General features: G+C 62.6%; 15 protein-coding genes and 1 pseudogene. 14 read left to right on the forward strand and 2 right to left on the reverse strand.

The window, feature by feature from the left end; genetic code table 11:
- Positions 1-31 precede the first annotated feature (31 nt).
- The 10 genes from F620_RS0111950 to brxL all read left to right on the forward strand — a co-directional run bounded on the left by F620_RS0111950 (position 32) and on the right by brxL (position 16,336).
- The gene (locus tag F620_RS0111950; RefSeq protein ID WP_019570728.1) at positions 32-718 is read left to right on the forward strand and encodes a YajG family lipoprotein; all 687 of its coding nucleotides are present in this window, start codon (positions 32-34) and stop codon (positions 716-718) included.
- A 194-nt stretch (positions 719-912) separates the two neighbouring features.
- Positions 913-1,692 (forward strand): hypothetical protein, encoded by a 780-nt coding sequence (locus F620_RS0111955; RefSeq protein WP_019570729.1) that lies wholly within the window; start codon positions 913-915, stop codon positions 1,690-1,692.
- Entirely contained in the window at positions 1,679-2,230 is a 552-nt protein-coding gene (locus F620_RS0111960) for a BREX protein BrxB domain-containing protein (protein WP_019570730.1), read from the forward strand. Before F620_RS0111955 ends, F620_RS0111960 begins: the two co-directional genes overlap by 14 nt.
- 13 nt (positions 2,231-2,243) lie before the next feature.
- On the forward strand, positions 2,244-5,681 hold the full coding sequence (gene brxC, locus F620_RS0111965) for a BREX system P-loop protein BrxC (RefSeq protein ID WP_019570731.1): 3,438 nt from the start codon (positions 2,244-2,246) through the stop codon (positions 5,679-5,681).
- A gap of 65 nt (positions 5,682-5,746) precedes the next feature.
- The gene (locus tag F620_RS0111970; RefSeq protein WP_155987013.1) at positions 5,747-6,517 is read left to right on the forward strand and encodes a hypothetical protein; all 771 of its coding nucleotides are present in this window, start codon (positions 5,747-5,749) and stop codon (positions 6,515-6,517) included.
- Between the two features lie 59 nt (positions 6,518-6,576).
- Complete coding sequence (locus tag F620_RS0111975; RefSeq protein WP_019570733.1) at positions 6,577-10,047, forward strand: N-6 DNA methylase; 3,471 nt, start codon at positions 6,577-6,579, stop codon at positions 10,045-10,047.
- 130 nt (positions 10,048-10,177) lie between these two features.
- Positions 10,178-11,170, forward strand: a complete 993-nt coding sequence (locus tag F620_RS0111980) for a hypothetical protein (protein ID WP_019570734.1) — start codon at positions 10,178-10,180, stop codon at positions 11,168-11,170.
- Positions 11,167-11,931 carry a hypothetical protein gene (locus F620_RS0111985; protein ID WP_231373900.1) on the forward strand — a complete coding sequence of 255 codons (765 nt, stop codon included), beginning with the start codon at positions 11,167-11,169 and terminating at the stop codon, positions 11,929-11,931. Before F620_RS0111980 ends, F620_RS0111985 begins: the two co-directional genes overlap by 4 nt.
- Positions 11,928-14,288, forward strand: a complete 2,361-nt coding sequence (gene pglZ / locus F620_RS0111990; RefSeq protein ID WP_019570736.1) for a BREX-1 system phosphatase PglZ type B — start codon at positions 11,928-11,930, stop codon at positions 14,286-14,288. The genes F620_RS0111985 and pglZ overlap by 4 nt, the downstream gene beginning before the upstream one ends.
- Positions 14,288-16,336 (forward strand): BREX system Lon protease-like protein BrxL, encoded by a 2,049-nt coding sequence (gene brxL / locus F620_RS0111995; RefSeq protein ID WP_019570737.1) that lies wholly within the window; start codon positions 14,288-14,290, stop codon positions 16,334-16,336. Before pglZ ends, brxL begins: the two co-directional genes overlap by 1 nt.
- Positions 16,337-16,492: 156 nt before the next feature.
- Here the strand turns inward: brxL and F620_RS15670 are convergent, their stop codons facing one another.
- Together F620_RS15670 and F620_RS0112000 are read right to left on the reverse strand one after the other, a co-directional pair.
- A complete protein-coding gene (locus F620_RS15670; protein WP_081621772.1) occupies positions 16,493-17,350 on the reverse strand; it encodes a helix-turn-helix domain-containing protein in 858 nt (285 codons plus the stop codon).
- A 489-nt stretch (positions 17,351-17,839) separates the two neighbouring features.
- Positions 17,840-19,990 carry an ATP-binding protein gene (locus F620_RS0112000; protein WP_019570738.1) on the reverse strand — a complete coding sequence of 717 codons (2,151 nt, stop codon included), beginning with the start codon at positions 19,988-19,990 and terminating at the stop codon, positions 17,840-17,842.
- A gap of 195 nt (positions 19,991-20,185) precedes the next feature.
- Between F620_RS0112000 and F620_RS0112005 the strand changes: the two genes are divergently transcribed.
- From F620_RS0112005 to F620_RS14395, 4 genes and pseudogenes are all read left to right on the forward strand, one after another.
- Positions 20,186-20,968, forward strand: coding sequence for a hypothetical protein (locus tag F620_RS0112005; RefSeq protein ID WP_019570739.1), 783 nt, complete (start codon positions 20,186-20,188; stop codon positions 20,966-20,968).
- Between the two features lie 3 nt (positions 20,969-20,971).
- Positions 20,972-22,201: a hypothetical protein gene (locus tag F620_RS0112010; RefSeq protein WP_019570740.1), complete on the forward strand. Its 1,230-nt coding sequence runs from the start codon at positions 20,972-20,974 to the stop codon at positions 22,199-22,201.
- Positions 22,202-22,429: 228 nt separating this feature from the next.
- Positions 22,430-22,717: a hypothetical protein gene (locus F620_RS0112020; protein ID WP_019570742.1), complete on the forward strand. Its 288-nt coding sequence runs from the start codon at positions 22,430-22,432 to the stop codon at positions 22,715-22,717.
- Positions 22,718-22,828: 111 nt separating this feature from the next.
- Positions 22,829-23,244: pseudogene (locus F620_RS14395) on the forward strand (WYL domain-containing protein); the annotation flags it as partial.

A 23,244-nucleotide genomic window follows, 5' to 3' on the forward strand; every position in this document is an offset into this window, starting at 1 on the left:
GGGGGGAGGGAATAGGGTGAGCATCACGCGAATGGCAGTGGTCCTGTTGGGCGGCTTTCTGGTGGCTGGATGTACCACCACACCGGTCACGCTGGATCCGGCTTCAAGCCCCGAATTGGAATCGGTCGGCGAGGCCAACGTGGAGATGGGGCCCGTCACGGATAGCCGGCAGCACGGGGCGAACTGGTTGGGCGCGATTCGGGGCGGTTTCGGCAATCCATTGCAGACGCTCGAGACCGAAGAGCCGGTATCCGATGTGGTCCGCGACCAGTTCATTACGGGGCTGGAACAGCGCGGCATGCTGGCGGAGGAAGGAGAGGGTGACTTCGTCATGGAGGTCGACATCGAACACCTGGATTCCAACCAGGTGATGCGGCGTGAGGCGCACTCCCGACTGAATGTCACACTGTTGGAGCCCGGTTCCCGGCAGATCGCCCACGAGAATTCGGTTCGTGCGAGCAATGTCGAGGGCGGTGCGGGTGGCGGCGTCTTTGCGTCCATCGAGAAGCTGGAAGAGATCCTGACACGGACCCTGTGGGAGACCATCGACGAAGCCCTGGACGACGAACGTATGCACAGGGCCATCGCCGAAGGGCCCTCGGAAACGCAACCCTCAAGCGAGTTGGAGGCGGACATAGAAGCTCTGCGCCGCCTTCGGGATCGGGGGGTGTTGTCCGAAGACGAATACCGTGAGCGTGTACTCCAGTTGGTGGACTGATGAGCAGACGTACAAAGCAGCATGCGAGGCGGTCTTCGGCATACTCAAGAAAGCATCAGTGCACCACCGACGTATGGATCAGGCGCCAAAGCGTGGGCCGTTGTTCTGTTCAACTAAATTGGATAGTTCAAAACCTTACGCTTCACCGCTGCGTCGCTTTGTCGAACAGCTAGAGGATAAGGAAGGTATTCCACTTGAACATTGAGACGAGTGGCTTCAAGGGCGTGCAGCGCGGGGGAGCCCATACGGCACGTACGATGATGCTGGCCGAGTTGGGCGAGCTCCTGGATTACTGTGGTGAGAGCGCGGTCGAGCCAGCGGATTTCCGACAGGCGATCGAGGAAAAGAACTGCCTCGGTAAGCGCTCGGCGAAATCGAGGACACTGACGTATCGCCATCTGGTGGATCTCTACGGTTTAAGCGACGCACAGCTCGTCTTTCGTGGGCTGCGCTATTTCTGGGACAAGGATCCGGACGGTCGCCCGCTCATGGCGCTCTGCGCCGCGCTGGCCCGCGACAGGGTCCTGGCGGACCTCGCCCCACGCATCTGGGGAGCAGAGCCTGGCGCGCTCGTCACCCGGGAGTGGGTTGAAGAGCAGATTGAAGCGCTGGCCCCTGGGCGTTTCAGCGCGGCCACGCGGAAATCGGTGGCGCAGAATATCAATGCGACGCTGACGCAATCCGGCCACCTTCGGGGGCGGGTCAAGAAGGTTCGCGTCACGGCGCAACCCACGTCTGGCGCTGTCGCGTACGCGCTTTTGCTTAGCTGGGCCTCTGGGGCGCTTGGCCCGGCCCTGTTCCAAACCCTTTACGCCAAGGCTCTGGACTGCATGATCGAAGACGCCATCGTGTTGGCCGAAGGTGCCAGCCGAAGGGGCTGGATGCGCTTCAAACGGCTCGGGGAGGTCATGGAGGTGGCCTTCCCGGACATCATCAACGCCACCGACCTGGAGCAGTTGCATGAGCAAGATTAGGCAGCTTCTGCAGAATTACGGCGACCACATCGCGGTCCCCTGGCGCGAAGATGCTGCGCCTGCCCAGCGCGTCATTTTCTGCGTCTACCGTGAGACCGATGAACGTACTCTTCGCGCTAAGGTGGACGAGTTCGACCTGGTCACGCGCGAAGCCGGTTACGATTGGCGCCACTTCGATCTCACCGATACCTTCGCGTGCTGGTTGTCAGGCCAGCGGTACGCGAAGAAGTACTTCGCCCAGCCTGAACTCCTGGGCAACCTGTTGCCACGCTATCTGGATTACCTCGACGAGGGCTTTGAACGCTTTGTTGCCGAACAGGGGGCTCACACCCGCAGCGTCGTGGCGGTGTCGGGTGTGGGTTCGCTCTTTGGCCTGGTGAAGGTGAAGGACGTCGTAGACCGCTTCGCTCCCCTGGTGAGCGGGCGGCTTCTCGTGTTCTTTCCGGGCAGCTTCGAGAACAACAACTACCGTCTGTTGGATGGCTATGATGGCTGGAATTATCTCGCCATCCCGATCACCGCTGACAAGACGTATTAAGGAAAGGATTAGGATGCAGAACCGGGAGATTTACCTGAAGGATCCGTCGACGCGGAACCTCGCCAACAATGGTGTCGCAAATGTGAACGACGACACCTCGGCTCCGGCGCTGGATGTCCTGCGCTACGAGCTGGAAACCTTCGTTTGCGACGGCGAGTACGAGCGCGGTGTCGCCCACATCCTGGACACCTATCTAAAGAACCTGGGCCATGAGGAGCAGCCCGCCGTCTGGATCAGCGGCTTCTACGGTTCCGGTAAATCGCACCTCGCGAAGATGCTCCGCGCCCTTTGGTTGGATACCCCCTTTCAGGACGGCGCCACCCCGCGCGGCATCGCACACCTCCCTTCATCGGTGCAGGAACACCTGACCGAGCTGACGGCCCAGGGCAGACGCCACGGCGGCCTGCATGCAGCCTCCGGCACGCTTGGGGCAGGGGCGAGCGGCAGTGTTCGCCTGGCACTGCTGCGCATTATCTTCAAGTCGGTCGGTCTGCCGGAAGGTTACCCCTACGCCCGTTTCGTCATGTGGCTGCAGCACGAAGGGCTCCTTGAGAAGGTCAAGGCAGCCGTGGAAGACAAGGGGTACGACTGGGAAGAAGAGCTGGACAACTTCTATGTAGCGGATGGCCTGCACGAAGCCCTCACCGAACTGATGCCCAAGCGCTTCGCATCGCAAAGCGCCTGCGTCGAAACGCTCAACAATATGTTTCCAAACGTCAAAGATGTCTCCAGCAAAGAGATGCTGGACGCCATCGAGCAGGCGCTGACCCGTGAAGGCAAATTACCACTGACGCTCGTCGTGTTGGACGAGGTGCAACAGTACATTGGCCCCGATGCGCAGCGCTCCCTGGATGTTCAGGAGGCGATTGAGACCTGTTGTAAATATCTGGGGGCCAAGCTCATCTTCATTGGCACGGGGCAGACGGCGATCACAGGCACCTCGAATCTCGCCAAGTTGCAAGGCCGTTTCACCGTCCGCGTGCAGCTCTCCGATGCGGATGTTGACACGGTCATACGGAAGGTCATCCTGGCCAAGAAGCCCGAGGTCACCGACACCCTCGACCAGGTGATGAACACCAACCTGGGGGAGATCTCTCGACACCTCACGGGCAGCTCCATTGCCCACAATCAGGACGACCGCGAGTACTTCGTGCAGGATTACCCCATCCTGCCGGTGCGGCGTCGCTTCTGGGAGACCGCGCTGCGTGTGCTGGACCAGACCGGCACCGACAGCCAGCTTCGCAACCAGCTCTCGATGGTGCACAAGGCCATTCAGAGCAATCTGGACGCCGAACTTGGCAGCGTCGTGCGCGCCGACTACATCTACTTCGACGGCGCCGAGAAGCTTCTCCAGGCGCGCATGTTGCCCAAGAAGGTCTACGAGGCCATACAGACCTGGTCGCGCGGCACCGCGGACGAGCAACTGAAGGCGCGCGCCTGCGCGATGATCTTCCTGATCAACAAGGTCGTCAGCGGTCAACCGCAGATCGGTATCGCGCCCACCGTGGACACACTCGCGGATCTCCTGGTCGAGGACTTACCGGCCGGTTCAGCCAGTCTGCGCAGCAAGTTGCCGAAGCTGCTGGATAACTGCCATTTGGTCATGAAGGTGGGCGAGGAATACCGCATCCAGACCGAAGAAAGCACGGCCTGGAACGACGCATTTCTTAACCACCGCTCGAATATCGCCAACCAGCAGCACGTGGTCGAGGATGAGCGCGACAGTCGCATACGCAGGATGTTCGGTGACATGTCCCGACGGCTAAGCCTTCTACAGGGGCAATCGAATGTCAGTCGCGAGGTCGTGTCTTGCTTCGACGCGGAGCTCCCCAAGGATGCCCATAGCCGCATCTATCTTTGGGTGCGCGAGGGCTGGTCGTCCGACGAGAACTCCGTACGCGCCGAGGCCCGCCAGGCCGGCAGCGACTCGCCCACCGTCTTCGTCTTCATCCCGAAGCGGCATGGCGACGAACTGCGCGAACAGTTCATGGAGTACAAGGCAGCCAAGTACACCCTGGACGAACGTGGTGCGCCCAGCACGCCGGACGGCAAAGAGGCGCGTGAGGCGATGGAGACCACCATGCGTCAAGCCGAAGGGCGGATCGAGGGCTTGCTGAAAGAGTGCTTCGCCGAGGCCCGCGTCTTCCAGGGCGGCGGCAACGAGATCGGCGGTAATGACCTGTTGGCCATGATGCAGGAGGCGGCAGAAGCGGCCCAGATTCGCCTCTATCCAAAGTTTGATGCGGCGGATCATCCCGGCTGGGGCAAGGTCCTGGAGCACGCCAAGAAGGGCGCGCCGGACGCCCTCAAGGCTGTCGGCGACGAAGGCGAACCGGACAAGAACCCCGTCTGCAAAGAAGTGCTCGGCTTCATCGCGGGTGGAAAGAGCGGTGCCGATATTCGGGCCCATTTCGAGGGCCCGCCTTATGGCTGGTCCGGGGACGCCGTTGATGGCGCCCTGCATGTCCTGATGGTTTCAGGGCACGCACGCGCACAGGATGATCGCGGAAACCCCATGGATCCGGCGAGCCTGGATCGCCGCGCAATCGGGAAGACCCAGTTCCGGGTCGAATCCGCCACCATCACGACGGCGCAGCGGATCCAGGTTCGCAAGCTCATGCAGCCCCTGGGCATCAAGGCCAAGTCCGGTGAGGAGCTGAGCTACGTGCCCCAGTTCCTGGAGGCACTGCGCGAGCTCGCGGCTACGGCAGGCGGCGAAGCCCCCAAGCCGGAGCCGCCGGATACCGGCTTTCTCGATGAGTTGCGCCGGTGCGTGGGCAACGAGCAACTCCAGGCGATCTACAACCAGCGTGAAGCTATTGCCGAATCCATCAAAGAGTGGCAGGCCACCCGCGACAAGATCCAGGAGCGCTGGCCGCAATGGCTAACCGTCAAGCAGCTCGCCCGGCACGCCGAGGCGCTGGACCGCACTGAGGCTCTGCGTTCCCAGGTGGAAAGCCTGGAACAGCACCGCAAGCTGCTTGCCGAGCCGGAGCCCTGCACGGAGCTGGCCAACAACCTGGCCCAAGCCCTGCGCGAAGAATTGAACCGGCTCGACGCCGCCTATAAGACGGAGCACGAAACGGGTATGGCACGTCTGAGCGCAGACGCCAACTGGCAAGCCCTGGAGCCGGAACAGCGCAATAGCCTCCTGGCGGCCCAACGTCTTACCCATGCAGATGCACCGGAGATCAAGGTCCAGACCACCGTTGATGTTCTCGCCACACTCGACCGCATCCCACTCGGCACCCTGGCCGACCGCGTCGCCGCCATGTCCGGCCGCTTCGGCCAGATTTTGGAAGAAGCCGCGCTTCTCCGCGAGCCGGAGGTTCAGTTCATCAACTTGTCGCGCCCCACGCTTCAGTCCGAAGCCGAGATCGACGAATGGGCTGAGGTGGCAAAGAAAAAGCTCAAGGACGCGCTGAGTAACGGCCCGGTGATACCACGATGAGCTTTGCGCACCTGTCGGAGCTCGAGCCGCCGTCGTTGCCGACTCGCGTCAAATAGGGGGTCTTCATGGCCAAGCAGCAACTGATGAAGAGAGCACTAGCAGGAATGTCACTAACACTTTTGCTATTGACTGCGGGATGCCAGAGCGAAGCGGATTCCGATAATGCGGCCAAGGAAAGTGATCCTCGGGCCTCGGGTAACGGTTCGGTAGAGCGAATCACCGAGGGCATCATGGAACGCGAGCTTTCCGGTTTGCAGGGCGAAGAAAGGGAAGCTGTCCGCAGGATCATGACCGAAAATCTTCGGGCCAGGCTCCATGAGGCGCAGTCCGAAGACGCAGAGCCGGCACAGCCGCTCGATCAGCAAGCGCTAGAAGCCCTGCTCGCCTCAAGACAGGCCTTCCTGTCCGACACCTGTGAGCAGCGCCGAAAGCTTTACGACTCGGGCTCAATCTCTCAGATGGTCCGCGCGGAAGAAATCAAAATGGTCTTCCTGCGGGACCTCATTCGCAAGCTGGCCGCTAAGTACTTCGCCAACCCGGCCTTCGCCGAAAGCGAAATGGACCGAAACATTTCGCTACTTATGGACTACGGCCGGCTTCAACAAGCTATGACGAATCCAGCCGGCGAGGATCGGGGGATGATGGCGGCCTACGCGCGGACAAAAGAACAACAGCTGGCGCTGGAGAAGTTCGTAATGACGATGGTGCACCAGCTCTTCCGTCAGCTTGCCGACGCCTATTGGGCTGAGATGTTCAATGACGAGCCGCGTTTCGACTGGGAGTCGCGGAGCCAGGATTGGCAGGAGCGTTGGCAAGACCTGGAAGGCGAATGCTAAGACCGCACTTTCGCAGGCTCCATCCGTCTATCAATGCGTTCAAATCCAAAGGCTGAGTCATGACGCCCCTCTACAAACACCTCCGCAGCCAACTCGAAGACACCGTCGTCGAGGCCCGCGAGCTGGCCGAGAAGGCCGCGCACGCCGCGCTTGAAGAACTGGGGGTGGGCGAGGCCACGCCGTACTCGCACCTCAGCGAAGCCCAGCGCGACCTGCGCCGCCGCCTGCGCCTGCACGGCCGCCAGCTCGGCGACCCGCTCAACGGCGGCAAGGAACAGAGCATGGACCGCCTCGTCGAGGAGGTGGCTTACGAGCACTGGCACCGCATGCTGTTTGCGCGCTTCCTGGCGGAGAACGAGCTGTTGATGTACCCGGACCCGGAGGGTGCAGTGCCGGTGAGCCTGCAGGACTGTGAGGATCTTGCCGTCGACGAGGGGGCCGCTAACGGGTGGGAGTTGGCCGCGCGCTATGCCGCGCAGATGTTGCCGCAGATCTTCCGCGTGGATTCCCCGGTCTTCGAGGTGAAACTGCCCACCAACTTCCAGCGGCCGCTGGAGCGTCTGTTGGCGGAGCTGCCGGCGGAGGTCTTCACCGCCTCCGATGCCCTTGGCTGGGTCTACCAGTTCTGGCAGACCAGCAACAAGGAGCGCATCAACCGTTCGGAGGTCAAGATCGGGGCGCGGGAGCTGCCGGCGGTCACCCAACTCTTCACCGAGCCCTACATGGTCAGCTTCCTGCTGGACAACGCTCTGGGCGCCTGGTGGGCGGCGCGGCGCTTGACGGAAGACGACCTGCGCAATGCCGAAAGCGAGGAAACGCTGCGCCAGAAGGCCGCCATCCCGGGCGTGCTGCTGCAGTACCTGCGCTTTGTGCGCGAGGAGATTGAGACCGCTGAGGCACAGGCCGGCGATGGTCAGCCAGAAGGCGGCGCCGGGCCGGGCGCATGGATGCCGGCGGCCGGCACCTTCGCGCAATGGCCGGACGACCTCGCGGACCTGAAGGTCATGGACCCCTGCTGTGGCTCGGGGCACTTCCTGGTGGCGGTGCTGCTCATGCTCGTGCCCATGCGCCAGGAGCTGGAAGGGCTCAACCCGCAGCAGGCCGTGGACGCCGTTCTGCGCGACAACCTGCACGGCCTGGAGCTGGACCAGCGCTGCGTGGAGTTGGCCGCCTTCGCCCTGGCGCTCACCGCTTGGCGTTATCCCGGCGCGGGCGGCTACCGCAAGCTGCCGGAAATCCAGGTGGCCTGTTCCGGCCTGTCCGTCAGCGTGGCCAAGGAGGAATGGAAGCAGCTCGGCCTGGGCCGCAAGAACCTCTCCATTGCCCTCGACTGGATGCACGAGGCCTTTCGGGATGCCCCGGTGCTGGGCAGCCTGCTGAATCCGGCCAAGACCGACGCCGCCAAGGTGGTGCAGTGGTCCGAGCTGTCCGGCGTGTTGGACGAGGCGCTCAGTCAGGAACGCACCGACGCCCAGCAGGAAGCCGCCGTGGTCGCCCAGGGCCTGGCCAGGGCCGCGACGCTGCTCGCCGGCCAATACACCTGGGTCGTCACCAACGTGCCCTATCTCTCGCGCGGCAAGCAGTCCGAGCGCCTGCGCGATTTCTGCGAGAAACACTACCCGGCCGCCAAGAGCGACCTGGCGACCGTCTTCCTCGACCGCTGCTTGGAGCTATGCGCCGAGGGCGGCAGCAGCAGCGTCGTGCTGCCGCAGAACTGGCTGTTCCTCAGCAGCTACAAGAATTTCCGGGAGAAGCTGCTCAAGCAGGAAGCTTGGAACCTAATTGCACGGCTGGGCCCGAAGGGCTTTCAGACGCCAATGTGGGATTTCAATGTCCAGCTGATCACCCTGACCCGTGGCAACGCCACCAGCCAGCACGGCGCCCTATTCACCGGCGAGGCGGCCACCCACCGCATTCGCGGCGTGGATGTCTCCGAGCCCAAAACCGCCGCTGATAAGGCTGCTGCGCTGCTTGGTGCTGAGGTCAAGAGCGTGGAGCAGGCGGGGCAGCTGACCAACCCTGACTACTCGGTCGAAATGAATTCTGAGGTTATCTCGCACAGGGTCGGTGATTCATTTCAGTCGGTGCACGGTTTAACAACCGGAGACAATCTGAGGCTAACGAGGTTTTTTTGGGAGTTCTCCTCGCTCAGGGGTGGCTGGGCCGCGTATCAAACAGCCACGTCAGATCATCAGTTTTACAATGGCCTTGATTCGCTAATTTATTGGGATGGGAGGCGCGATTGGAGGGCGTGCGTGCCAGGATTTCGCCCCGATGGCAATGCCGCCTGGGGTAGAAAGGGCATCGCCATAGCGCGTGTTGGGTCACTTAACCACCAGATTTATATTGGAGAATACTTTTCGCATTTGATGCCAGTTTTGGTCCCAAAAAGTGATGATGTATTTCTTCCTTTTTTCTGCTACTGCGAAGGCGGATATTTTCGCGAGAATATTAGGGAATCAAATCAAGCATTAAGTGTGGATGGGGGGTATTTAGAAAAAGTATCCTTCGATCTAGGCTACTGGACCGCCGTCGCTGCCGAGCAATACCCCCACGGCCTACCGCAGCCCTATACGGACGACCCCACCCAGTGGATCTTCCATGGCCACCCCTGCGGCTCGGTCGTCTGGGATGACAACAGCAAATGGACGGCGCACGGCCCGTTGCGCACCGACGACACCGTGCTGCAGGTGGCGGTCGCCCGCCTGCTCGGATACCGCTGGCCGGCTGAGCTGGATCCGGAGATGGAGCTGGCGGCCGAGCAGCGCGAGTGGGTAGAACGATGCGAAGCGCTGCTGCCGCATGCCGACCGCGACGGCATCGTCTGCATCCCGCCGGTGCGGGGTGAGGCCGCCGCCGAGGACCGCCTGCTCGATCTTCTGGCTGCCGCCTACGGCGATCAGTGGTCTGGCCAGGTGCAGGCCAAGCTGCTCGCCAGTGTCGGCCACGCCGGCAAGAGCCTGGAGAGCTGGCTGCGGGAAAAATTCTTCACTCAGCACTGCAAGCTCTTCCAGAACCGGCCCTTCATTTGGCACGTCTGGGACGGACTGCGCGATGGTTTCTCGGCCCTGCTGAACTATCACAAGCTGGGCTACAAGGCGCTGGAAACGCTGATCTACACCTATCTCGGTGACTGGATTAGCCGGCAGAAGCAGGACATCAGCGGCGGCGTCGACGGCGCCCAGGAAAAGCTTGCCGCCGCCGAAGCCCTCAAGAAGCGGCTGCTGCGGATCTTAGAAGGCGAGAAGCCCTACGACATCTTCGTGCGCTGGAAGCCGCTGGCCGATCAGCCCATCGGCTGGAACCCCGACCTCGACGACGGCGTGCGCCTCAACATCCGCCCCTTCATGTCCGTGCCGGACATCAAGAAGAAGGGCGCCGGCGTGCTGCGCGACAAGCCCAACATCCACTGGAATAAGGATCGCGGCAAGGATGTCGAGTCGGCCCCCTGGTTCGACACCTTTGGCGGCGAGCGCATCAACGATCACCACCTGACCCTGGCCGAGAAGCGCGCGGCGCGTGGTGTGTAATGCCCGAGGATGAGGGCTGTCGCGGGGGTGCCCTTTCCTGCCTCGGTGGCCGGGAGCGAAGCTAACAGGATGTCCGGACGCTAACAAAAAAAATGTTAGCGATAGAGAATTGTGTTAGCGTTGCCCAACGATGACGCTAGGCAAGGCATTTGCGCGGTACTTCGAGCAGGAGACGGGGCTGCCCGTGACCTGGGGGCGGGCTTTGACTGCCAATCTGCCCACGTACCTACGCCAACTCTTCGAGCTGCACAAATGCACGGTCGACGGCGAGCGCGCGGTGGCGTTGCTGCTGCGCGACGAGGGCCGAATTCGAGGCACCCGCGCCTTTGTCGCGCAGATCGAGAAGGCCATGGAATTGGCGGGTGAGGCGGACTCGGCGTACTGCCTGGTGGCCGATGCGTTGCCCAGCTATCTGCGACGGCGGCTGGTGGGTGTGCGGGTGCCCTTCGTGGTGGTCGGCGAGCAGATCTACTGGCCACGCCTCGGGTATCTGATGACCAACCTGCGGTCGCAGCGGCGTGGTGCTGCGCCTACGGATCGGCTGAGCCCGGCCACACAGGCGGTCTTCGTGGCCATGCTGCTCGGCCAGATTCCCATGCCTGCCAGCGCGACTGCGATGGCCGAGCCACTGGGCTACACCGCGATGAGTATGAGCCGTGCAGTTAAGGAACTGGAGGGCAACGGGCTGGTGCGTACCAAGTCGCAGGGGCGAGAACGCGTCGTGCAACTTGCCGATTCGCCCCAGGTTGCATGGCAGAAGGCTCAGCCGTTGCTGCGCAGCCCGGTGCGAGAAACAGTGCGGGTGATGGCGGCGGATATTGCGGAATGGTCGCTGCCGCTCGCCGGTGAATCGGCGTTGGCCGAGTACTCGCTGCTGGGCCCGCCGGCTGAGCCGGTCCATGCCATCGCCAGCCGCGTCTGGCGCCGGCACGGGCAGGGCCTGGAGCTGATTCCCGTGCAGGACGAAGGCACTTGCCTCGTGGAGCTATGGCGCTATCCGCCGGAAGCCAGTGCGCGCGATGGACGTGTTGATCCGCTATCGCTGTATCTGAGTCTGCGTGACCACACCGACGAGCGTGTAGAGCAGGGCGTCGAGGAAATGCTGGAGGCCATGCCGTGGTGAGAGGCTTGGAATTGTTCGCCGAGCGCTTGGCCGGCTTCGAAGATTGCTACGTGCTGATCGGCGGCTCGGCGGCCTATCTCGTGCAGGAGGATGCCGGTCTGGAGCCTCGCGCTACGCGGGATCTCGACATCGTGCTCTGCGTCGAGTCTCTGACCTTCGAGTTCGGGCAGCGTATGTGGGAATTCATAGAAGAGGGCGGCTACGAGTCGCGGCAGGTGGGCGACAAGCCGCGCAATTTCTACCGCTTCAGCAAGCCCAGCGATCCCCGCTTCCCGGCGATGCTGGAATTTTTCGCCCGCGAGCCGGGGCATCTGCCGCTGATCGAGGACAGCCATCTGACGCCGGTACCGATCGACGAGGCTGTAGTCAGTTTGTCTGCCATCCTGCTGGAAGCGGACTACTACAGCCTGATCCACGATCACAAGCGCGAATTCCTGGGCGTGCCCGTGATCACCGAGCACGCGCTGATTCCGCTGAAGGCGCGCGCGTGGCTGGACTTGAGCAAGCGAAAGACCGCCGGGGAGCCGGTCGACTCCAAGAACGTGAAGAAGCATCGCAACGATATCTTCCGTCTGTCCCGTCTGCTCGTGCCAGGCGAGACGGTCGAGCTTCCCGGCATCGCTCGGGACGATATGCGCGAGTTCCTTGGTGCACAGCGTGGGCGGCTAGACGCGGCTTACCTCAAGACCCTGGATATCATCGACGAGAGTGGCGACGAGATCCTCGATAGTCTGGCGCAGGTGTACGGAGTGCAGGCATGAGCGAGCAGCAGGCCGATCCACAATCGCAGACGGTGGCGGAGGCGCTGGTGGCCGCCGTGCGGCGCAGCGCCCGCTATAACCCGGATGTGGAGAGCGCGCCGCATTGCATCCTCTGGACGGATCGCGAGCAGCAATGGCAAAGCGTGATCCCGGCACTGCAGGGCGATATGCCGGAGTTGCTGGTCTTCGGTGAGTACGAACCCGAGCGCCGCAGGGGCCCTGCTATCTGGCTGCGTTGTGCCATGGCCGGCACGCTGGACGAGGCCGCGCTGCCGCCAGGACAGACGCCGGTGATCTACCTGCCCGGCGTGGGGCGCCAGGATCTGCGCGCGGTGGAGAGCTGCCCGGAGTCGCTCAAGCCGCTGGCCGAGCTGCAGTATCGCGGTGTGACCTGGGCCCAGATCAACACTAAGGACTGGACGGTATTGGCCTTTCTGAAGTCGGAGCAGGGTGGGTTGGGCCTGGATGTGGCCCAGGACCAGGACAGCAAGCGGGCCATGTTGTTGGCACTGTCCAATTTGATCGACGAAGACGTTGCGCTGCTCCGCGACAAGCGCCTGGACGCCAATTACTTCAACACGTTGCTGACAGGTGGTGACCCGACGCGCGATCTGCTGCAATGGCTGGAGGATCCGGAAGCCTTCGACGCTGCCCGGACCGATCAGGAAAAGGCGGCGTTCGCGGAAGTCTGCCGTTCACAGTTCGCTTTTAACGTACAGGACGGACCCTTGGCGGCCGCGGATCTGCTGGCGAAAGGGCAGGGGCCGTGGGCGAATGTCTGGCAGCGCTTCTGCGAATCCGCGCGGCGCTACCCCAATATCCCGAAGCAGATCCGGCGCTGTCATGCGCCGGCATTCGACCTGGGCGATGATGCCCAGACGATGGGTGGGTGGCCGCAGTGGAATGACCACGAAGAAGAAGAGCTGCAAAAAGGGTTGCTGAAACTACTGGAGAAGCCCCCCCACCAGGCGCGGGAGCAGATTCTGTCGCTGGAGAGGCAGCATACGCAGCGGAGAAATCTGGTCTGGGCGGAGCTGGGTGAAGCGCCGCTGGCCAGTGCGCTGCAACATCTCGCGACACTGGCCACTGTGACCGGAGATTCGCTGGCTGCCGGCTCGCTCGACGACCTCGAGGCAGCCTACGCGAGCCAGGGCTGGAGGGCCGACGATGCGGTGATGCGGGCGCTGGAACACGCCTCAAGCAATCCGGACTACGAAGCCATTACGGCGGCCGTGCGCGCGGTGTACCTGCCCTGGAGTGAGGATGCAGCTCGATACCTGCAAAAGATCGTGAGCCAGGTCAGCCCGCCGGGTGGTACGCGTGAAGACGATCCGCCTCCTTATGTTTGCAAGGATCAATGCGTGCTCTTTGTAGATGGGTTGCGCTTTGATACGGGCAAGCGACTGACAGAGCGTCTGGATTCCGCTGGTCTCGAAGTCGAGGAAGAGCCGACGTGGACCGCGCTGCCGAGTGTGACTGCGACGGGCAAGGCCGCGGTGTCACCAGTACGAGATCAGATCACCGGCGCGCCCGGAAGCACGGACTTTGAACCAAATGCGCGCGAGAGCGGGGCCCGGCTGAGTACCTACCATCTGAGGAAACTCCTCAGCCAGGCGGGCTGGGAGTATCTGAAAGGACATGAGACCGGCGCCGGTCAGGGACAGGCTTGGTGCGAGTTCGGCGACATCGATCACGAAGGCCACTCCCGGGGCTGGAAACTCGCGATGCACCTGGACGGGATGCTGGATGAGATTCGAGAGCGGATCGAAGAACTACTGGCGGCCGGCTGGGCAGAAGTGCGGGTGGTGACCGATCACGGCTGGTTGCTCATGCCCGGTGGCCTGCCGAAGATCGAACTACCGAGTGCGCTCGCCGAGACCAAGTGGGGCCGGTGCGCGGCCATCAAGCAGGGAGCCAAAACCGAGGAGCGCCTGTTCCCGTGGTACTGGGATCCGCACCAGGAGTTCGCCTTGGCGGATGGCATCGCTTGCTATAAGCACGGCGAGGACTATGCGCATGGTGGCCTGAGTTTGCAGGAATGCCTGACACTGCAGTTGGCCGTGCGCCATGGCATGCCGTCGCTCACTGCAGCCACCATCCGTGAGGTTGGCTGGAAGGGACTACGCTGCACGGTGGCCGTGGAGGGGGGTGCCGAAGGCCGGAAAGCAGACATTCGGCAGCGGGCGGGTGACTCCGCCAGTAGCATCGTTAACGCCGTGAAGCCCTTCAAGGACGATGGCACCTGCTCGATCCTCGTCGAGGACGACAGCCTGGAGGGCCAAACGGCGACCTTGGTGATCCTCGACGAGGATGGCCGGCTTCTGCAGCAGCGTGACGTCGTGATTGGTGGATATTGATGACCGTAGAGCTTGATGACATCGACCGCCTGGCGGTGAGCGCCCTTGACGGGTATCTGGTACGCAAAGACCTTGTGCGCACGTTTAGCCGGCAGTTTCCGGTGCCGACCTACGTGGTCGAGTTCTTGTTGGGGCGTTACTGCGCCAGCGTCGACGAGGAGGAGATTCAGGAAGGCCTGGAGATTGTTCAGCGCCAGCTTGAATCGCGCACGGTGAAGGCGGGGGAGGAGGAGCTCTTCAAGTCCCGAGCGCGCGAAGAAGGCGAGATCAAGCTGATCGACATGATTACGGCTCGCCTGGACACCAAAACAGATACCTACGTCGCAACGCTTCCCAGCTTGCGCATCAAGGATGCTCGCATCACGCCCGAAATGGCTAATGGGCATGAGCGGATGTTCACCGGTGGTTTCTACGCCGAAATCACGCTCAGCTACGACGCCTCCATCGCGGCGGAGCAGAATGGCCGGCCGTTTGGCATCGAAGGGCTTCGCGAGATTCAGCTCTCCAGCCGAGACGTGCTGGAGAAGTTAGGGGGGGCACGTAAACAGTTCACGACTGAGCAGTGGAAGCACTTCTTGCTCCGCTCGACTGGGATCGAACCCGATAGCCTGAGCGATCGTGAGAAAGACGCACTGATGTTGCGCATGGTTCCCTTCGTTGAGCGCAATTACAACCTCGTGGAGCTGGGGCCGCGGGGTACGGGCAAGAGCCATCTTTTCCAGCAGGTGTCGCCCTACGCGCATCTGATCTCGGGGGGCAAGGCGACGGTCGCCAAGATGTTCGTCAACAATGCCAATGGTCAGCGCGGCCTGGTTTGTCAGTACGACGTGGTCTGCTTCGACGAGGTCTCGGGTATCTCCTTCGACCAGAAGGACGGTGTGAACATCATGAAGGGCTACATGGAGTCCGGTGAGTTTAGCCGTGGGAAGGAGAGCATCCGGGCGGATGGGAGCATCGTACTCGTCGGAAATTTCGAGGTGGACGTTGAGCATCAGCAGCGCGTCGGGCATCTGTTCGGACCGATGCCGCCGGAGATGAAGGATGACACCGCCTTCATGGACCGCATCCACGCCTTCCTTCCGGGTTGGGATGTACCGAAGGTGCGCAAGGATATCCTGACCGACCATTTTGGTTTGGTTAGCGATTTCCTCTCCGAGTGCTGGAGTCAGCTCCGCGCCCAAAGCCGGGTGGCGACCATCCAGGACCGCCTGCGCTTCGGCGGGGCGTTGTCCGGGCGCGATACCAATGCCGTCAACAAGACGATAAGCGGCTTGCTCAAGCTACTCTACCCAGCTAACGGGCAAGTTTTGGACGAAGATCTGGAATGGGCCGCGCGTCTCGCCCTGGAAGCTCGGCGCCGCGTGAAGGAGCAGCAAAAACGTATCGGTGCCGCAGAGTTTCGGAATACGCATTTCAGCTATGTGATGGGCGACGATGGTGTCGAGCAGTTCGTCTCGACACCGGAACTGCAAAGCGAAGGGGGGATCGGAGACGATCCGCTGGAACCCGGCCAGGTGTGGACGATCAGCCCTGGGACTGGCGACGAATACCCGGGCCTATTCCGTATCGAGGCCAACGAAGGTCCCGGAAGCGGCGTCAAGATTCTCAATAAGCCTGTGCCTCCCGCCTTCAAGGAGAGCATGGGGTTCGCCGAGCAGAATCTATATGCGCGCGCCAACCAGCTCGTGGGCGATAAGGACCCGCGCCAACACGAGTTCACCGCCCAACTTCGAGGTTTCGACGCTGCGAAGTCGGGCGCAAAGGTCGGCATGGCTGGCCTGATCGCGCTGTGCACATCGCTGCTCAAACGCAGTGTGCGCGGTGGCCTGATCGTGGTTGGCGAAATCAACCTCGGAGGTTCCATCGAGCCGGTTCACGACGCCATCAACATGGTCGAACTGGCGGTGGAGAAGGGCGCTTCCGTGGTGATGATGCCGGTCACGTGCCGTAAGCAGCTTTTTGATCTCTCCGACGATATGGCGACGAAGGTCGACATCCAGTTCTACTCAGACGCGCGCGATGCGCTAATTAAGGCGATCGCCGATTAATTTTAGTCGTCCATCCTGGGCCGCAGTCCGGGCGCGGCTTCGTATTGCCCTCCACTGGCTGTAAGTCGGACAGTGGCGAGTGTGGGCCTGAATTCAGGCACTGGTGGTCTTCGTGGAGGGGGCTACGAATTCAGCCAGGAAATGATTGATGGCCCGTTAGATGAGACTTTTTCGATGTTCGATCGCTATACCTGAGATAGTGGTGGCGTCGTCTAACCGAAGTGCCGGGAATACCGGATTATCGGGTCGAAGGATGTGAATTGGGGATCCCGAATCACTAAAACCGATGTGATGGTATCGGCCTAGGATAACTTCTGTATGTCCTGACGGGATCGCGGCAATGATGTCGCCTGGGTCAGGTTCTAAGTTGCTTGAGAATATCAATATGTCGGTTGGCTGAATGGCATCCTGAAGGGCGCGATCTCTAACTTCAAGGCTGAACATATCAGTCGAGCACTTGCGTGGTGAGACCCAGTCGACTACCCAATCTTTAGTATCCTTGGCAGCCGCCCTTTGTTCGGCGTTCGCCGCTTGCTCGTAGGTAAGGCGGGGCACGAAGAGACCACCTCGGGCGCCGACTACGCCGCTGGTTTGGTGTGCTTCAACGTTTCCCTCTCCATAAACTAGCCACTCGGTAGAGACTCCGAGAGCATTTGCCAAGAGCGGAAGGTGCTCAGGATTGTATTTTCTACCGTTTTCGATAGCGGATATGGAGGCGGGCGGCAGCGTACATTTCCGGGAAACTTGCTTGTGAGTCATGCCTGCACGCTCTCGGGCTTCTCTTAGTCGAGTGGGCAACGCATTGGCTCGCATGTCACCTGTCCCGTCTGAGAGCCATATAGCGGATACTCCCAGAATACGGGCTAGAGTGGTCGTATACTTTGAGCTGGTTCCTCGTGTGGAAAGGTACTGAATAGTCTGTTGTGAGACATTTGCTCGAGCCGCCAATTCGTCTTGCGTGAAGCCAGACTGTTTGATGGCTTTACTTAGTCTTTGAGCAAATGTTTCTGACATTGCTTGCCTCCTGGCTGAGATCGCTTGTGGTCGTTTTTATGTGGTGGTTCCGGCTGTTGAGGTGTGAATTGCTGGAATAGATTGGGAGGGCTATTGGCAAGCCTTGAGTGTCTCAAGTAGCGTTTCATATCTCAAGTCTTCTGCTTGATCGATTATTGTATGATCGTCGTGCAACAGGAAAGGGGCGTTCATAGGAGGGCCAAAAGGGGGCAGACGGGGCACTCGAGAAGCGAGCAACCTGATTTCTCTGAAAAAGATGCCGGCTCGGTCGATTCCTGAAGAGGGCTACGGTGGGGACGTGAGTTCTATGGCGGTGATGGTGATTGCCTACGGGGTACCGGTACCACATCGATCGCGTCCGTGTACTCGCGCGCTCGGCCCTCAGGCGCTGGATCAAATGATCCGGGTTCGGTCGCGAGATGTCGTCCATGTGTTCTCTCCATATCCACGGGCCGTCCGGCCCCGGGGTCCGTTCGAGGGGGTGTGGGCTCAGGCGAAGCCCGCCGCGCGGCGTCCGGCCCCGGGCTTGATGCGCTGCTCCGCCGCCAGGGCCTCGGCCAGGGCCTCCTGGGTCAGGTCGCCGGTACCCTGCCGGCGGGTATTTGCTCGCACGACCGTCGCGAAATCGCCGGGTGTGAGCTCCTCGAGCCTTTGGACGGTTGCGCGGGCGGATTCCGTGGCGCAGCCATCGCTGGCATCAACCGGCTGCAGCCGGTCCACCAGTCGCTCGAACAGCCGTACCCGCTGCTCCATGGTCAGCGGACGCAGTTCCAGTTTGTGGTCGAACCGTCGCAGGGCGGCCGAATCCAGCGCTTCCAGGAAATTCGTGGCGCACACCAGGATCCCGCTGAACGCCTCGATCTGGACCAGCAGTTCGTTGGTGCGGGTCGTCTCCCAGGAGTGGCGGGCGCCGGTACGGTCGGTCAGGAAACTGTCGGCTTCGTCCAGCAGCAACACCGCGCCTTCCCGTCGCGCTTCGCGAAAGGCCCGTGCGAGGTTCTTCTCGGTCTGGCCCACGTAGGGGGAGATCAGCTCGGAAGCGGTGCGCTTGCGCAGGGGGCGGTCCGCCCGTTGTGCCAGGTGATGGGCCAGCGCGGTCTTGCCGGTCCCCGGAGGACCGTGGGCCAGCAGGGAGCCGGAGCCCGCGAGGACCAGATCCTCCAGGACCGAATTGACGTCTCCCTCCGTGTTGAGGTTCTCGAGACCGTATTCCAGCTCGGCGTACGCCCGGGGCATGGCAAGCGGGGGCCGCCCCTGGAGTTCGGCCTGCTCGGACAGATGGTCGGTGATGACGGATTCCGCCGATTCGCCATGGGCGGCCTGATCCAGCAGGCGCGCGACCCGCGCGGAGCGCTGGATCTCGGCCGGGGTGAGGCCCTCGATGCCGGCCATGTGGTCCAGCCATTCGTCACTGACCTCCAGCCCCTCGCAAGCGCGCGCCATCAGGGCGCGGCGGACCGAGCGCGGGGGATGACCGACCTCCAGGGTGAAATCGAAGCGCCGCAGATAGGCCGGATCCAGTTGCTCCGGGTGGTTGGTGATCCAGATCGCCGGGACCGGGTTATCCTCGAGCATGTGGTTGGTCCAGGCCTTGCCGCCGGTACGGGGTCCCCGCCGGGTGTTGCCGAACAGGGCGGCCAGCGGATCCTGCCCGAACACGTCTTCGATCTCGTCGAAGGCGACAAGGGAGCGGGAAGCCCGCCTCAGGAGATACTGGCAGAGCTGATAGGCGCGCTGCCGGTGCTGCGCGTCCATGGGTGTTCCGTCAGGGCTCTCGTGATTCACCTCGCGGCCTTCCAGCCCGAGCTCCTGTGCGAGGCGCCGCACGAGCTGCGTCTTTCCGGTGCCGGGTGGCCCGTAGAGCAGGATATTGACCCCCGGAACGTTCTGCGAAGCGGCCTGGCCGAGCAGGGCCCGCAGCCGTGCCAGCGGCTGCTCCAGGTGGGCCAGGGCCATCTGATCTCCCTCCGGTTCGGGCATCGGGCGGAAAAACGCGCTGAAGACCGGCTCGGCCGACTCCATCCGACCGACCAGTTCCGACGCCAGATCGCCGAGCAGGTCGAAACCGAGCTGGTTCGACATCAGCATGCCGCGGCCCTCGGTCTCGACGAGGCCGGAACGCACCAGCGTGTTGCGGGGCGACAGGGCCTCCCGGACCTCGCGCAGTGAACGGGCGAGGGCGACCGCCACGATTTCCTCCGCGGTCAGGTCCACCGCGTCGCGCACGCTGGAAAGCAACGAGGCGAAAGGATGATGTGAGGCATTCAGTGCCAGGATCTGCAGGACCTCGCGTTCGCATTCCGAAAGGCCCAGGGGCTCCCCGAAAAGGCGGACGTTACGGGCGATTGGGTGATCCCGCTGCAACGGGCCTGCCTGCTGCTCGACCGCGTCGGCCCGCTCGATGACCGCCTCCACCCGTTCCGTGTCGTCCCAGACGTCTCCGTCGTGGTCCACGCCCAGCGCCTGAAGCATATCGTCATCCAGCGAACGCAGGAGCGTCCCGGTCAGGTCCATGGTCAGGGCATGGCGCAGGACACGCAGGGCCCAGAGGGCCCGGATGCCTCCAAGGTTGCCGGGCAGCTCCCCCCGGCGGGCGGAGCGGAAGGACTTGCGTGAGCGGCGGCGTTTGCTGACGGGCATGGCCAGGACTCCTCGACGAATGGAGCTCAAGCCTTGCACAGCCAGGCGACGGTTTTTGACGTGTGCTCGTTGCGCGGCTCACCGGGTGATCGGGCGCGGCGCCCGTACTGCCGCCAAGCCTTGCCCATGTTCCGGGCATAACGGACGATGGTTACTCCGCAACATGACGAGGGCGCTGGTGCCAGGAGCGGCGGGATGACGGGGGTACGCCCGAACACGATGCGATCTGCGCTGCTGATTCTGGCGGCTGCGGGCTTGCTCGGTGGGAGCGTTCATCTCCTCCCGGTCCTGCCATGCTGGCTGGCGATCCTGCCGATGGCCGTGGTGGCCGGCGTGATCGGGCACGGGCTGTTCGAGTTCCGAAAGACGCGTCGGCGGGCCTGGGCGCGGCAGTACCTGCGAGAGGATGGAGCCCTCGCCCGGTGGGTTCGGCCCGGGTCGCTCATGCGCTTTGTCAGTGCCGGGGGTGGGTTCTTCCTCGCGATTCTGTTGCTGGTCCAGCTTCATCGCTGGGCGATCCCTCAATGGGGCCTCCTTGCGCTCAATATCCCGGTGTTCCTGTTTCTGGCCGTACGGGCCCGGCGATGGCTGGAGCGTGAGGTTCTTCCCCAATGGCTCGAGCCACTCTCAAGGGTGCTGGCCGTGCGCCTGAACGTCGCGATCCTGACGCCTTTCCTGGTGATTCTGGATCTCTTGGCCGAGCAGACGGACTACCGCGGGCAGCCATACGAACGCGTTCTGGAAACGGTGGCGGCTTCGCCCGGCTGGAACTGTCATCTACTGGACCCCGTCCTGCGGGCCATCGTCTACGTAACGGAACTGAGCTACTGGGCCATGCAGAACCTGGTGGGGAGCGTCGAGACAGGAGGGTCATGGGTGCTGGTGGCCTGGATCCTGCTCTTCCTGGCCAGCCTGGGGGCGGCCTGGGCGTGGTCGCGGCTGTTGATGGGACTGTGTTACTTCGCAGAAGGAAGGTAGAGGATGGATGAGCGGGAATGGGAAGAAGGCGGCGAGACGGGGGAGCATGACTCCGGTGGGGCCGAAACCGAGTCGGAATCCCCCGAGGAACCGACGGCGCCGACGGAGGACGATGCTCGAAGCCGAAGAATCAGTCTTGTCCTGGGGGCCTTCTTTGCGGTGATCGCTGTTGGTTTTCTGGCTCTTGTGGTGCCAGGCATCGACGAGGCCGTGGAATCGAAGACCCTGACGGTGGTGGTCGGTGGGGCGGCCTGGGAAATCGAAGGCGAAGACGCGCTCGATCGGGTGCGCGCGGAAGCCGGCGCGAGCCTTGAATCCGAGCAGGCCCGGATTCGACGGGTCCTGCAGCATGAGTACCACACCGGCGTGGACTGGGCCTTCGAGGCAGCAATCGATCAGGTTCCGGCGTTCGTTGATGAATACCACTCGTTCGGCGGCTGGGCTACACGAATGTCGCTGCCTTTCTTTGGTGATCTCGACGAGTATCTGGATGAACAGGCGCAGACCTTGTTGGAGGAAGAATCCCGGATCCAGGAACACCTGGATCGGGCGGACCGGCATCTCCGGGAACAGGTGCTGCCCGCAGAAATCGCGAAATCGGGAGCACGCCTGACGCACCACCTTGCGGACGTACTGGATCGGGAACCGTCGGCCACCCGCGTCGATGAACAGGTCGAAGCAGACGTTGAGTTGTCGGGACTGTCGGCGCAGCTTGAGCAGTGGGTCAGTGAGGACCTCGAACGGCTTCCGCAGAGCGGTGCTTGGGTATCCGGTAAAACCTTAGTAGCCACGTCCGCTGCGGGTGCCCTGCCCCTGAGCCGGCGCGTGCTGAAGCGCTCCTCGACGGTACAGGCATCGCGTGCCGGGGGTATCAGGGCGTTTGTGGACATCCTGAAGAAACCTGCACAGCGTGTATTCGCACAAACGGGCCTTGCCACTCTTGCCACTGCCAAGAGCGGTCCGATGATGGGCGTGGTAGGTGGCACAACCTTTGTGCTCGCGACGGGCGCCGAGGGTGTGCAAGTTTATAGGCAGGAGCAGGTGAGGGCCGCGGAACTCACTCAGGAACTCGAATGGGCGTTACTCGCGGAACGGGAGGCCGTGAAATGCCGGGCAAGTGAGTCAATGGATGGATATCTGGATGCCGTTCTCGATGCATGGGGCGAGCAGGTGGGGGAGCATTCGCAGGTATCGACGGACACCGCTTCATTCCGGATCTTTGGTGGGTCGTGAAGGATTTCGCGGGCTGCGGGCCGGCCAATCAGGGCCGAACCTGCGTTTGCTCCTAATCGAGCATCGATTGGCGTTTCGGGCGGTCCTCGATAACGACGGTGCCAACCCGGAGTTCCACGAGGTCGGCAGTCAGCATCCCGGTAACGGGGAGCTCGGAATGTCGCAGGCGACACAAATGGACGCCTGAATGGGTGAGGATGTGCTGACCACATTCATCAGGGGTGCGTGATGGATTATCCGAGCGCCTGTCTTGCTGTCCTGCTCGGCATCGCATTGTCCGGCTGTGCCGTCGCGCCGACATTTGGGAGTAACGTCCCGTCGCCGGGGCAGCCGCTGATCCGGGATGCCGACGGGCGCATCACCGGCTACATCGACGAGCAGCCCCCGGGGCCCACCTACATCCGCGGTGCGGACGGCCGGATCCTCGGCACTGTGGAGGACGGCCCTGGCTCGGCACCGACGCGGGTTCGCGATACGGACGGACGCATTCGGTATGAAATCGATGAGCTACGTTGAAGGGGCGTTCCTCAGCTTCGGGGTGCGGGCGTCGAATCTTTGCACGGCCGATGACCGGCTGGCAGGCTCCACCGTGAGCGGGACAACCGACGAGCAGGGGATGGACGGGAAATGACCCAGGGCAACGGAATGCGCGCGACGCTGCAGCGGCGGATGCTGCTGCTGGGCATGGTGCCAAGGCAGTCCCGCCGGATCAGTGCGCCGGAACTGGTTGAACGCCTGCAGGCGCGGGGACTGGATACGACCCTGCGAACCATCGAACGGGACCTGGAATCGCTTTCGGCATTTCTACCGCTTGGGCGCGACGAGCGGGACCGTCCATACGGCTGGTACTGGCTGGCTGACGCCCCGCTGCAGGACATGCCTGCCCTGGATCCCGAAACGGCGCTCACCCTCCAGATCCTGGATGCTCATGCATCACGCCTGCTGCCGCCGTCCGCCCGGGAACGGCTGGCACCGCAGGTTGCGCGGGCGCGGGAGGTGCTGGAAGCCACGGGTCAGTCGTCCGGCCTGAGTCTGTGGCCCGA

The organism is Thioalkalivibrio sp. ALE11, assembly GCF_000381205.1.
In the GTDB taxonomy this organism is placed as follows: Bacteria; Pseudomonadota; Gammaproteobacteria; order Ectothiorhodospirales; family Ectothiorhodospiraceae; genus Thioalkalivibrio.